General features: G+C 61.6%; 8 protein-coding genes and 1 pseudogene. 5 read left to right on the plus strand and 4 right to left on the minus strand.

From position 1 onward, the window contains the following. The 3 genes and pseudogenes from VFE81_RS03875 to VFE81_RS03885 all read right to left on the minus strand — a co-directional run. A pseudogene (locus VFE81_RS03875) lies at window positions 1-476 on the minus strand (undecaprenyl-phosphate glucose phosphotransferase); the annotation flags it as partial. Window positions 477-534: 58 nt separating this feature from the next. Next, window positions 535-2,148, minus strand: a complete 1,614-nt coding sequence (locus VFE81_RS03880) for a sugar phosphate nucleotidyltransferase (protein ID WP_325043329.1) — start codon at window positions 2,146-2,148, stop codon at window positions 535-537. A gap of 103 nt (window positions 2,149-2,251) precedes the next feature. After that, entirely contained in the window at window positions 2,252-3,238 is a 987-nt protein-coding gene (locus VFE81_RS03885; protein WP_325043356.1) for a GlxA family transcriptional regulator, read from the minus strand. Window positions 3,239-4,043: 805 nt separating this feature from the next. Here VFE81_RS03885 and VFE81_RS03890 point away from each other — a divergent pair. From VFE81_RS03890 to VFE81_RS03905, 4 genes are all read left to right on the plus strand, one after another. Further along, window positions 4,044-6,347 carry a hypothetical protein gene (locus VFE81_RS03890; RefSeq protein ID WP_325043330.1) on the plus strand — a complete coding sequence of 768 codons (2,304 nt, stop codon included), beginning with the start codon at window positions 4,044-4,046 and terminating at the stop codon, window positions 6,345-6,347. A 176-nt stretch (window positions 6,348-6,523) separates the two neighbouring features. Beyond that, window positions 6,524-6,673: a hypothetical protein gene (locus tag VFE81_RS03895; RefSeq protein WP_325043331.1), complete on the plus strand. Its 150-nt coding sequence runs from the start codon at window positions 6,524-6,526 to the stop codon at window positions 6,671-6,673. 62 nt (window positions 6,674-6,735) lie between these two features. Then, window positions 6,736-7,188 carry a GDP-mannose mannosyl hydrolase gene (locus VFE81_RS03900; RefSeq protein WP_325043332.1) on the plus strand — a complete coding sequence of 151 codons (453 nt, stop codon included), beginning with the start codon at window positions 6,736-6,738 and terminating at the stop codon, window positions 7,186-7,188. 164 nt (window positions 7,189-7,352) lie between these two features. Then, a complete protein-coding gene (locus tag VFE81_RS03905) occupies window positions 7,353-9,761 on the plus strand; it encodes an RICIN domain-containing protein (RefSeq protein ID WP_325043333.1) in 2,409 nt (802 codons plus the stop codon). Window positions 9,762-9,786: 25 nt separating this feature from the next. Here the strand turns inward: VFE81_RS03905 and VFE81_RS03910 are convergent, their stop codons facing one another. Beyond that, window positions 9,787-10,872: a glycosyltransferase family 4 protein gene (locus VFE81_RS03910; RefSeq protein ID WP_325043334.1), complete on the minus strand. Its 1,086-nt coding sequence runs from the start codon at window positions 10,870-10,872 to the stop codon at window positions 9,787-9,789. A gap of 846 nt (window positions 10,873-11,718) precedes the next feature. Here VFE81_RS03910 and VFE81_RS03915 point away from each other — a divergent pair. Then, window positions 11,719-13,659, plus strand: coding sequence for a hypothetical protein (locus tag VFE81_RS03915; RefSeq protein ID WP_325043335.1), 1,941 nt, complete (start codon window positions 11,719-11,721; stop codon window positions 13,657-13,659). Window positions 13,660-13,770 lie beyond the last annotated feature (111 nt).

Genomic DNA, 13,770 nt, shown 5'->3' on the forward strand with positions numbered 1-13,770 from the left:
CCGGGCGCCGAATCGATCCGGCGGATGATCGCGTCGCATTGCGAGCCGCTGCCGACGATCGCGACCTGATGCAGATTCAGGCCAGCACTGCGCGCCCGCGCGAGCACCGCATGCGTGATCAGCCGGTAAGCGATCAGCAGGCCGCCCGTCACCGCGGTCCAGTACGAGAACCACAGCCGCGACACGAAGTCGATGCGGTGCAGCGAATACATCAGTACAAGCGCACTGCCCTGCACCATCAGCCACGCGAGCGACACCTGCCCGGCCAGCGAGAGCTTGGAGCGGCCTCGCCATGATTCGTAAACGCCGAACGCTGGAAAGATGGCCAGCGCGAAGGCGGCGGAAAACATCACGAGCGCCCAATAGAACCCGGATTGAGCGAGGTAATCGAAGCGGATCTGCGACGCCACCGCCGCCCCCGCGAGCACTAACGCGACATCGAAAACTCGCGCGAGCAAATCCTGAAATTTGCGCATTTTGCTTACCTCGTTCTTGCCGTTCGTTCTTTTTCCGCAAATGATTCCGGACGCGCGGTTAGGAGCAGCGTCCGTAGTTGTCGTTGAACCTCACAATGTCGTCTTCACCGAGATAGGTGCCTGACTGGATTTCAATGATTTCGAGCGGCACTTTCCCGGGGTTTTCGAGCCGGTGACGTGTGCCGAGCGGGATGTAGGTCGATTCGTTTTCGCTGAGCAGGAACTGCTCTTCGCCGCGCGTGACGAGTGCCGTGCCGCGCACGACGACCCAGTGTTCGGCACGGTGGTGATGCAGTTGCAGCGAGAGTTTCGCGCCCGGCGTGACGACGATGCGCTTCACCTGGAAGCGTTCGCCGCGGTCGATGGAATCGTAGAAACCCCACGGGCGGCGCACCTTGCGATGTGCATCGGCCTCGGGGGCGTGCTGCGCCTTGATCCGCGACACCAGACCCTTGACGTCCTGCACGTGCGAACGGTCGACCACCAGCACGGCGTCGGCCGTTTCGACCACCACCACGTTGGTCGTGCCGACACAGGCGACGAGCCGGCCTTCGGAATGCGCGTAGCTCGACACCGCGCCTTCGAAGGTCACGCGGCCGCGCCCGGCGTTGCCGTTGGCGTCCTTCTCCATCGCAGCCCAGACGGCGTCCCAGGAACCGAGATCCGACCAACCCGCATCGAGTCGCACGACAACGCCGGACGGATTCGCACCGGCCACTTGCGGGTCCGTGCCGGGGGTCGCGGGTGTCTCGCCCGTGGCGCTCACGTCACTCCCGTCACCCACGTTTCCCGCGTCAACGTTGCCCGCGTCAGTAAGACGCTCCATCACCGCATAGTCGATCGAGTCAGCGGGCGAACTCAGGAAAGCGTCCACCAGCGGACGGAAACACACGCCTTCGGAGCAGCCATTCACGAACGCGCGTTCGCAGGCCGCGTGCATCTCGGGCTGCAGACGCTTCAGCGTATCGAGCCACACGCGCGCCCGCACGACAAAGATCCCGGCGTTCCACCAGTACGTGCCCGCCGCGACGTACTGCGCGGCGATTTCCTCGGCAGGCTTCTCGACGAAGCCGTCGATCGCATGGCCACCATCAGACAATTGGCCGCCGATGTGGATATAACCGAAGCCCGTATCGGGGCGCGTGGGCGGCACGCCCAGCGTGGCGATCGAGCCCCGTTCGGCGTATCTCGCGGCACGGTCCAGCGCGCCTTGCAGCGCGGGCACATCCGCGATCGAATGGTCGGCCGGCATCACGACGAGAATCGGGTCGTCGCCGTTCGCGCACGCGAGCGATGCCGCGAGCGTCAACGCCGGCGCAGTATCCCGTCGCGCAGGCTCGACGATCAGACGCGCGTCCACGCCGTTTTCAAGAAGCTGCTCGGCAATCACAAACCGGTGTTCTTCGCCGCATACGACGATCGGCGACACGTCCACGTTCCAGCCGGCAGGGAAGCCGTCCATACGCCGCGCGGTCGCCTGCAGCAGCGAGTCGGAGCCGACGACGTCGATCAGTTGCTTGGGATAGTTTTCACGCGACACCGGCCATAGCCGCGTGCCCGAGCCACCGGCAAGAATGACCGGGACGATGCGCGCGCAATGCGCACCGGCTATCCCGGCAGTCGCGCCGTCCGGGTTCACCGATGCAGCGCTCACAGTTTCCTTGGTCAACATATTCGCATTCCTTACAGTTTTATGAAGTCGAAGAAATACTTACCGAAGTACTGCACGAAAATATTGCGTGGCGAGCGCGCTCAGCCGGCTCGCGGCATGTACGCTATCCGCCGACCATACGGCGGCTTTGGATCCGGAACTCAGTGGGGGAAATTCTCATGCGCTTGCGGAAGACCTTCGCGAGACGGTCACCGTTGCCCATGCCGGTGCGCCGGGCAATCTTGTCCACCGGCAACTCCGACTCGGTCAGCAGGCTGCAGGTCACCGCGAGGCGCTCATGCAACAGGAAACTCGAGGGCGTGATACCCATTTCCATCTTGAAGCGGCGCAGGAAGTTGCGCTCGCTCATCGCGGCGAACTGAGCGGCGTCGGCGATCGAAATCGACTGCTGGCAATTCTCTTGCAGCCAGCGAGCCGCCGCGCGCACTTTGTCGCCAGGGCTCAAACCGCCGTCTTCGCCAAGCAGCGGCGCGAGGTTCGAGCACGAATCCGCGAGCAGGCGCTCGGCCACCGTGCGAGCGGCCGCACCGCCGAGATCGCGCTTGATCATGGCGAGCGCGCTTCTCATCGATTCAAGCCGGTCGCCCGCGTCGCCATTCTGCTCGGTCTGGCGCGACGGCATCGACTGCTGCTGGCGGAATTCGCCGCCTTCCTTGCCATCCGGCACATAGGCCGCCTCGAGCAGCGCGCGCCCTTCCGAGATCGGCCGGATCATGCCTGTATTGCGGCGAACGCGCCGTAACCAGGCGATCAGCCGCTCGTCTCCGGATGCGGCGAACGCGCCTTTACCACCGGCGACATACAACGCGTCGAAACCGCCGTAATGGCGCGCGTCAAGTCCGTCTGTCCAGACCCGCAGCGCCGATGACGAGGTCACCATGCCGCCGTCGGCGGACAGGAAAGAAACGTCATACAACCAGCCGCCCGAGCCGGACGATGCCATTTCGTTCGCAGCCTGGAACACCTCGGCAACCACGCCCGCGCCCTGCAGCGAGCAGTCGTTGAACATCAGTATTGCGATGCGCCGCATTCCCTTATTCGGTGCGTGCACCCAGCGCAACATTGCAGACTCGAGACTCGCGCAGGTCATAGTCATCCTCTCTCTCTCACCAGAAAACGGATCTACTTTTAAACCTTGAACGCCCACACAGTGGAATGCTCTGTGCAGCGCATCATAGCCATCCGCAATCAAGCATTTAGCCGCCATGACCGAAAGTGCAGACATGTTGGCGTTTCGATATGGTGGCCAGCCAGTTATTTGCGGAACAATTGTTCCATTACTATTTTTTCAATGAACTAAATACCGATTCTGCATATGAATGAATTTACATTCCGCGAATTTCAATACGGATTAATACGATTTTTTTGTGTGTTGGCCCACATACAACCGCCACTGGAAATGCTGGAGTTGTAATTTGATCCGTCCGCCGTTCTGCGGATTTGAAGTGACTTCCTCCTGTCACGTTGCCAGAATGAGGGCAGCCGCCTTACTGCACCAGCCATTGTTCTAACGGATTCCAACGGGACTTTCTTCTGACGATATATCCGGCGAGCCGGGATACGAAAAGCAGTCTCCAATATAATCACTTTCGCGCGTAGCAAAATTATTTAATTCGTTGTTATTGGATCGCAAGAATATAAACAGGACGATTAATGTTTCAAACGTGAAACACAGCAATAGGACACTTTTAGCTCACCCGGCAATAGACGGGCCAACGGCGGATTCTGTCGGATGAGAGCCGGTGCGATTCCGCCATCGAATTGCGGAAATAGCCTATGCGGTTTCCGCAACAGATTGCGATACGAGGTAGCCTGAGGCGGGTCTGGCCTGGTCAACTAGCAATTCAGCGACGCGTTGCCGCTGGAACATGTACGTCGGACGACACGGGGAACACATGTCGAATGGTCGGGAATATCGCACGCTGCGAACACTCGCCAGCACCTTTACCGTTCACGGATTAGTGCTGTGCGCCGCTGCCTCGACGGCGGCATTTATCCTGATAGGATTCGTGGCTTCGCCGTGCAGCGCGGCGGGGGCGTCAGGTGGCTCTGATAGCGCGAGCAGTGCCGACCTAACGGTCGACGGCAGAAAGTGGACACCCTGCGCAGCGGAATACGGCACGTGCCGCTTCAGCGGCACTCGTGACGTGCTGTACGGCACGGCAGAGCAGCATGTCGTAAAGACGTTCTCGAACAGTGCCGATTGCAATAACGGTGTGTTCGGCGATCCGGCACCTGGGGTGGAGAAGCGCTGCGCGGTTGCGGTCACCGCGATCACCGCAGCCGATGCGGGCGTGCCGGCGAAGGCGCCCCCGGCTGCCTCGGCGAACCAAGACACCGCGCCGGAATTGGCAGCCACCGCGCCCACTGCATTGAAGGCGCCGCCCGGGCAGGGCCTGCGCTGCGCCGCGCCCTCTTCACAGGTGCGCGCGGCCGCAAACGGCGATCTGCTGGAAGCGGACACGCCGAGCGACGGTACGCGCCTGTTCGCAGCGGACAAACCGTTCGCGCTCGTCTTCACAACACGTCCGACGCAAAACGACACGCTCAACTGGCAGATCCGCGATAGCTGGAATGCCGTGCGCGCCAGCGGCCACTTCCCCGTTGCGGCGGGCGCCACGCTATCGGCCCTCAGTTGCGCGTCGAGCGTTGCCGGCTACTTCGCCGTCTCCGCTTCGCTGGAACGCGCACATGGTCAACTCGAATCGCGCGGTACACGTCCTGCCGGCATCGCCACATTCGGTGTACTGCCCGACACTTCCGCTGCTTTGCCAGCGGTACGCTTTCCCTACGAAGATCTGCATCGATTCGGCGGACAGGGCACCGCCTATCTTGCGCCCGGGCAGCATTGCTGCGACGGCGACGGCTACCGGCCGGTCTATACGGCGCTTGGCCTTTCGTGGGCCAACGACAATCGCAACTGGTACATGGAAGAGCCGAAAAACGCGGGCACGTTCGATCCCGCGAGCAAGCAGTTGCTCCCTTACTTCCGGCGCGGCGACATCATGCGTTTGATCCAGCTCGACGGCATTCCTCAGTGGGCCAGCCCGACCGGCAAGGAGACGCACAGCTATGCACCAACCTCGCTCGCGCAAATGAAAGACTACATGGCCAAAGTCGGCACCGAGTCCAACCGCACGCGGATGACCTACTTCCCCAAACAGCGCGACAACTACTATCAGGTGACATGGGAACCTGACGCCGATGGCGGACTGCCCTGGCGTGACTCCGACGCGAATTTCATCGCGATGTATAAGGCCGTGTGGGAAGGTATTCATCATACGGACCCGCATGCCGTGGTGATGGGTGTGACGTACGCGTCGGTGCAGGCCAACGTCATATGGATGCGCCGTCTCGGTCCGCTCGGCATCGGCCACTATATGGACGGCATGACCATTCACGGTTATTACGACATCGGCACGACACCGTCGCATCCCCCCGAGCGCGTCGCCGACCCAGGGAATGCTGGCACCGTGCCAGGCGCGCTACCTGCCGCGATGCGGGCGCTGCGCCATGAGATGCATCAGTACCTGAAACCCGGCGCGCCGCTGTTCATCACCGAAACCGGTATCAGCTACGACATCGGTCAGGCGTACGGCAAGAATTATCCGGGTGCGAATGTGCTGTATGCGCAAGCCGCCGTCGTCGCGCGCACGCATCTCATCCTGCTCGGCGAAGGCGCGGACATGACCTACGTGTTCTACCTCGCTGACATGCCGGACGCCGCGCCCGGCTACGGTCTCTTCTTCGAACTCGATCATCCGGACGGCGCCTACGGCCCCGCTCGCATCAGCCCCAAACCTGCCGCGCTCGCCGTGGCGGCGATGACGCGGATCATCGACGGAACGGATACGCTCGGGCCACTCAAGGGAATGCCCAAAGGCGTCTACGCGTACGCATTCCGCCGGCTCGGCGGCGGCAAGATCGTGACCGCGCTGTGGACGCATGATAACGACGCATGGAACGCCAAAACGGGGTTCAGCGCAAGCCAAAGCGCGGACTATCGTCTGCGGGTCGATGCGCCCGGCACGTCGGGCGAAGTCATGGTGTTCGACATGATGGGCAACCCATCGACCCTGCCGTATCGCGACGGTGTGGCGAGCCTCAAGCTGTCTCCGACGCCGATCTATGTCGTCTCCTCTAACGCAGGCGTGTTCAAGGATGCGGTCGCGACCCCGGAGGGTTACGTTCCTCGCTAGATTTGCCGTGGACGGTGCGCGTAATGGCCGCCGCGAGCGCTTCTTTCGATAGACACCGCTCGCTGTCGCGATGTGCCGATACTTCGGCGTGATGTGACAGGGCAGCACCTTGTTTGCGCACGTAGAATCCAGGCGGGTGCTGGTTCGCGTGCATATCAACGCGCTGGAGCCGAGAAATGAGCGGCCTCGCATGGACGATGCTGGTGCTAGCCGCGATGGTCGGCGCGTTTCTCTTCGCCACGCTCGGCGCGATTCTGGTCGCACTGCTGCTAGCGTCTGTCTCTGAGCGCCTCACCCGGGACGATGAGCACCATCACGACTATTAGCGCCTTCAGACACATCTCACGATCACCCACGCCGACCCGGCGCACGCCCCGCAGGAGATGACATGCTGACCGAGATCGATTTCCTGGACGTGGTGCGTCTGACGCCGCTGGTCGCGATCGATCTGATCGTCAGCGATGCCGAGGGCCGCGTATTGATCGGCCATCGTCGCAATCGCCCCGCTCGCGGCACATGGTTCGTTCCTGGCGGGCGCATTCATAAAGACGAAACACTCGACGCCGCGTTCGCACGCATTGCCGACGCCGAATTGGGCATCGCGAGGCTAACGCGCTCGGCCGCACGCTTCGAAGGTATATTCGAGCATCACTACAAAGACAACTTCGCCGCCGAACCTGACGTGTCGACGCACTACATCGTGCTCGCCTACGCGCTGCAGTTCACCAGCACCGTCTCAGTCGGCCGGCTCGATCAGCACAGCGAATATGTCTGGCTCGCACCTTCGGCGCTGCTCGCGCGCGCCGATGTTCACGAGAACACCAAGGCTTATTTCCGCTAGGGCGAGCTTCAGCGTTAGTGCCAGGACTGCCGTTAGCGCCAACAGCTCCGGCGCCTGCATGCCCCGCTGCCGGCACGCAAAAGTGACGCCTACTGTGAGTTCGCCAACGTGGCGGACCACGCCGGTACAGTATGATCGAGCTCATCGTCAGGGTTCGAATCAACATGCGATCATCGGCAGCCAGGCTTGTTCGCGATTCATCCATTACCTTTCTAGCGCTACTTTTCTTCGCTCTCCTTTCCGGTTCGGCGCGAGCGGCGGATTGTGGCGCCGGTACGCTGGTCACGGTCGTCGCTCACCTCGACGACGATCTGCTCTTCGTGGACCCCGCCATCAGCGAGCGGCTCGACGCCGGCTGGTGCATCACTACCGTACATCTGATCGGCGGCGCCAACGGTGCGGATTTCGCTTACGTGCAGACCCGCGAGCGGGCTTCGCGGCTCGCTTATGCGCGCATGGCGGGGGTGCCTGACGAATGGACCGAAACGAATATTCCGATCGCCGGCAAGCTCGTGCATCAGATGGTGCTGAAGGCAAAGCCACAGGTTCGTCTCCTCGAGCTCCGGCTGCCCGGCGGCGCCGTGCGCGGTGGCCGTGTACCGCTCGGCCTCCTGTGGGAACAGCACGCCACGCTCTCCACCTATCCGATGAACGCCGACGGCTCAGTGCGCGTGCAATACGATCGGGCCGCATTGTCGGCTACGCTGAAAGCGATACTCACCGAAGCCTCGCAAATCTACACGCTTAATCCGGACACTGTGCCATTTCTCGAGCATCCCGATCACATCTACGCCGCGCGCATCACGCGCCACGTCGTCCAGACGCTGAACAAGAGCGTGCCGATCGAATACCACATCACCTATCCGACCGGCGACTGGCCCAGCAACGTTCCGGCGGCTGAAGTTCAGCGCAAGCGAGATATCGTCGCCAGCTATTTTTCCGTCGACGGCAATGAGTTTGCGCATGTATTCGGCGAGTTTCAGTGGGATGGCAATTGGGTTGCGCGCCGCTATGCATTTGCCGATCGCAGCGACCACCGCGTCGCGGATTTCAAGTCGCGTCCCATTCAGCTATTCAATACGGCGACGAGCCGCTGTCTGACTTCCGCGGGCAGCGACCAGACGCCGACACTTGCCGCGTGCACGGGCTCATCCGCGCAACAGTGGCGCTGGGACCCGCTGACCGTCTATCCGGGTAATACGCGCAACGCCGCACTTGTCAGCGTCGCAACTTCGCAATGCATCGCGGAGCGCGACGGCTATCTGACCTCCGAGACCTGCGATCAATGGGACATGGCGCAACGCTGGACCCCGTGGGACTTCGGCCTCATCTATACGCCGCTGCGGCACTGTCTCGGCGAAAACGACGGCAAGCTCACCATGCGCGGCTGCACGCAGCTCACCACACGCTACCGTTGGGCGACTACGCAACACACCCAGGCAACCGATCTTCGACTCGCTACTGCAATGGTTGGCGACATCGACGGGACGGGCGAGCAAGCCGCGGTCTATGTGCAGCGACAACACGACGGGCCTGGATTCAATGTGTATGCGGCGTCGCTCGTGAAAGCGTCGCGTCCTGCGCTTTGGTACGCGAGCATCGTCCCATTTGATCCTCGCGCCACGGTGCCGAGTTGCGCGAATGACAAGCTGTGCTTCGACAGCGCACGCTTCCTGCTCGGCGACTTCGACGGTGACGGCAAAGCGGACTTGATGGTAATCACCGCACGCCGCGGCGGCACGGCGTTCTGGTTGCTTCGCAGTACAGGCGATCACTTCGAAACGCCACGTCTCTGGCTTCAGACCAGCAGCGCGTTCAAGCCCGAGTTGACGCAGCAATACGTGGCAGCGGATTTTGGCGGAACGAGCCGCGCCAGCGTGCTGATCGCGCAGAAGCGAACCGATAGCGGGCTCGACCTCTGGATAGCGTCTTCCACCGGCTCATCGGGCACATCTGGCACATCTGGCTCATTGGGCTCAGCGCCGACGCTCATGGCACAGGCAAAAACCCTGCGGCAAAACGCAAATCTTCTGCCCGTCCAGGTGCCAGGATCACGCGCGTCACTGGTCGCGATGGATGGCGCGGACGGTCGGCTCGCGCTCACGCAAATCGCCAACGACGGCACGCGCATGAGCATCGGCGAACGCAAACTATTGCCAGCGAGTTTCCTGCCCGATTTCGTCAAAGTGACGGTGGGGGCCGTGCGCGGCAACGCGAGCAATACGCTGATTCTTTTAACACCGCATCTCGACGGAACGAACGAGGACGCAGCCATCGACATTGCCACGCTCGACACGACCGACGCGGCGAGTGTACCGGTCCATGCGGCGACATTGCACGGTATGTCGTGGTCGGATGTTTTCCCTGCGTTCGTGCGTGACAAGCGCAATGCGGCGCTCGCGCTTTATCGAAGAACCGACGCGACGCTCGGCGATTTCTATTTCACTGGCGGCGCACCGGCACTGACACGCTACCCGGTAGGTGACAATTTCTCCCTGGGCGCCGCTCAGGATCTCGGTGAGCTGCCCGGGCTGTTCTCCGAGACACTGCGAATCGACCGATTGGCGCAGTAGCGCGAGCCGGTCGATCCGACGCAGTTCATGCTGAAACCTGCATCGGCCGGACGAACTGCCGCGCGATCGTCATATAACGATCTGCCGTGTCATGCAGCGTATATCCTGCCAGTTGCCGGCTCGCACGTGGCATGTCGAGCGCCCCGAGCAACGCGCGGCCATAGGCCTCAGGATCGGCCGTATCGACGAGATTGACGCCGGCAAATCCACTGGCAAAACCGAACGACGGAATCCGGCTCGCCACGACAGGAATACCCGAGGCAAGCGCCTCCAGAAAACCGATGCTCTGCGCTTCGAATCGCGAGGGCATGGCAAAGACGCGCGAGGAACGAAGGATCGCGGCGACATCCGAGCGCGGGCCGCATACCGTCACGCGGCTGTCCAACCCAAGCTGATGGACGAGCGACAGCACCGCCTCGTGATAGGGAATGTCTTCGACGACCCCGCACAGCAGCAAACGCGCCTCGGGCTCGCTCTGCACGACACGCTCGAACGCGCGGACCGTGTCCAACTGGCTTTTCCCTTCTATATAACGGCCTAGCTGAACAATCTGCTTCGTAGGCACTTCGATATCCGGTGCCGACGGGCCGTTGTCTTCCGCGAACAGCGACGCGTCCACGCCATTCGGGATCACGACCATAGCCGGATGTTTGCCGATCTCTCGCAGGTAGTCGTCGATATTTTGCTGCGACACGCCGATGATCGCTCTCGCCCGCCTGGACAGCAGACGCTCGGCCTGCTTGAGCGCGCCGTTCTCAAAGTCGTTGACGCCGGAGTGCATCACCCAGGCGATCGGCGTATGCACGGGCAGAAGACGCACATAGAGTGCGGCGAGCGTGGCATGCGCCACGATGAAGTCGGGACGGAACTGACGTACCACGCGATACAAGTGCAGCAGTTTGCCCACCCTGCCGTAGTGGGCGTCCGGGAACAGGCAGGTGACGCCCGCGGCCCGAAGCTCAGCGCGAATGTCGAGAAAATCGTCCTGCTGCGGAAGCAGCGATGCAATGCAGACCTCATGGCCGCCGCGCTGATGATGAATCGCGAGCCCCTTTACAAGTACCTCAGCCCCGGATAGTCGCGGTGCGTGAACCAACTGAAGAATTCTCACGATTTATCTCTCTGGACAACCGCCTTTTTTGCGCAGCGGATCAACATTCCGACCAGCAAGTACCGGCCCCAAAAAACTCGGCGCCTCCTCATCGTCAATCTGGCGCGCCCCTTTCGCGGGGCACCGCCTCGTCTCCGTAAAACAGCGACAGTTCCGCCGCGAAGTCACTATCGCGAGGAAACCTTACACCGAAGGCCCAGCACTTTTCCGCCATCTCCAAGGCTCCATCGGCTATGAAATGAGCGCTATCGCCCATTACGCTGCGGTTTACACCGATTCGTATAGTTAGGCATCCACTACAAATATTTTCGACCCCATTTCTGTTTGGCGGATAAAGACTGGTCTCACCATACCTATGCTTTGATGTGATCAATGCAATTAGTACTGCACTATTGTTCATACGTAACGACTCGTTACTTCTTTTAAACATACTAATGCGTATGGTGACGGTCGATTCTTCCCATTTGAACCTGCTTTACTTACAGAACAGCAAATAGTTCATTCGCTTACGCCATGAACCGATGTATTGCGATGTGACCTGCGCTGTTCCCCGAAATTCTGGTTTTTTCGTCGTACGTTCCCCGGTCGTTCGATTCCGCCAACCCGCCAATACGAGCGGCAGGGTTCGCATGACATGAATTTCTCTGCAGAGAAATGAGTTTGGGGCCGACAACCTGGGAAGGCATCACCCTCGCGTAACGCATCCGTTGCGCACACAGGACGGCCAGTGCCGATGCCTCACTCATCGGCGGGCTTGCAATTGAACCCGGATGTTCGTTCCGCCCCCGGACGCGCTTTGCGCGAAGAGGTGGGCGAATGTTCAGCTAACGCATTGATTACAGATTGATGAAATCGCAACTACTCGTACTCTCGACACTTTCTCTGGCACTAGCAGGTTGCGGCGGCGGCGGTGGTAGCTCCAGCAGCACCGCAGCAACCCAGGCCAACGGAGCCGCCAGTTCGTCCAACTCGACTGCGGCGGGAAACAGCAGCACCGGCGCCGCCGCCACGGTGAACGGCGCAGGCAATGCCGTCGCGGCACTCAGCTGTGCATCGCCAGCCATCTCGGCAGGCTCGGGCAGCGCCACGATTTCCGCCGACACACCCGGCTCGGACGGCACACGCATCTTCGCCGCCGGCAGCGCATTCCAACTCGCCTTCACCACCAATGTGCCGAACGCCGACACGCTGAACTGGGCCGTCACGGACACCTTCGGCAGAGTAGCGGCGAGCGGCAGCACGGCCGTACCGAGTGGTTCGAAGACCATCACGCTCAACTGCACGTCGACGCTCGCCGGCTATTTCGCCGCGACGGGCACGCTTGCGCAGAACGGTGGCCAGTTGCCGCAAGCGGGCACGCGCCCCGTCGGCATCGCGACCTTCGGCGTGACGCCGAACCTGTCGGCCGTCATTCCCGCGGTCACCTATGCGCATCAGGAACAGCACCGCTTCGGCATGCAGGGCGCGAACGATAACGGTCCGCTGCTTGCGGATCTGGGCATCTCGTCGACGATCGACGACCGCCAGCTCTCGACGATGGAACCGAACGGAGCGAACACGTTCAGTCCCTCGGCAAACAATCTCGATCCGTTCTACAAGAGCGGCAACGTGATGCGCCTGATCCGTCTCGACGGCATCCCTGCCTGGGCGAGCAGTACCGGTGCGTTCCAGGACGACACGCGCGTGCCGACCAATCTTTCGTATTACCAGAACTACATGAGCCGCGTCGGCACGGAATCGAATGCGATTCGCGCCGCGTACTTCCCGACGCAGTCGGCGAACTACTATCAGGTGACGTGGGAGCCCAACGAGTTCTGGACCGACACCGACGCCAACTTCATCGCGCTGTATAAGTCTGTCTATCAAGGCATCCACTCGACTGACCCGAATGCGGTGGTGATGGGCCCGACCGATGCGTTCCCGAGCCTGACCACGACGCGTCTGAAGCGCCTCGCGCCGCTCGGCTTCGGCCAATACATCGACGCTGTCTCCACGCATGGTTACTACGACGCGGGCACGTCGCCGTCGCATCCGCCGGAGCGCTACGACAGCGACCCGTCGACCACCGACGGTTCGTTGCGCGGCCAGATGCGCGATCTGCGCGCGGAAATGGCCACCGATTACCGTCCGGGCATGAAGCTGTTTTCGACCGAAGCCGGCATCAGCTACGACCTCGGCACCTCGTATGGTCCGAACTACCCGACCGCGAACGTGCTGTATGCGCAAGCTGCGGTCGCGGCGCGCATGCACATCATCACGCTCGGCGAAGGCGCGGATCAGACCTACGTGTTCTACGGCGCGGACTATCCGGGCGAAGTCGGCTACGGCACGTTCTTCGACCTGAGCGATGCGCAAGGCGCATTCGGTGCGACGAACATCAGCCCGAAGCCGGTTGCCATGGCGATCAGTGCGATGACGCACACGCTTGACGGCACCCATACGCTCGGACCGGTGAACGGCACGCCGACTGGCATCTATGCCTACGCATTCCAGCAGGTAGGCAATGGCGCCGTGATCACCGCGCTGTGGGCGCACAACAACAGCGTGTGGGACGCGAGCGTCGGCTTCAGCTCGACCTATAGCGTGCAGTATAGCCTCACGGTGGATGCGCCGGGCACAAGCGGCACCGTGAAGGTTATCGACATGATGGGCAATGCGTCGAGCGCGAACTACACCAACGGTATGCTGACGCTCAACCTGACTGAATCGCCGGTGTATGTGGTGTCGAACAACGCGTCGGTCGCCAAGGGTAACGCGACGGTGCCGGTGGGATACACCGGTATCTAACTGACTCACTGACGAACGCCACGTCACGCGGTAGATGTAAAAACGTCAGCCGGCTCCAGGGCCGGCTGACGTTTTTTTCAGACATGAACATAAGTGGCGGCAACCGGTCGC

Origin of the sequence: Paraburkholderia sp. (assembly GCF_035656215.1) — a bacterium.
Taxonomy (GTDB): domain Bacteria; phylum Pseudomonadota; class Gammaproteobacteria; order Burkholderiales; family Burkholderiaceae; genus Paraburkholderia.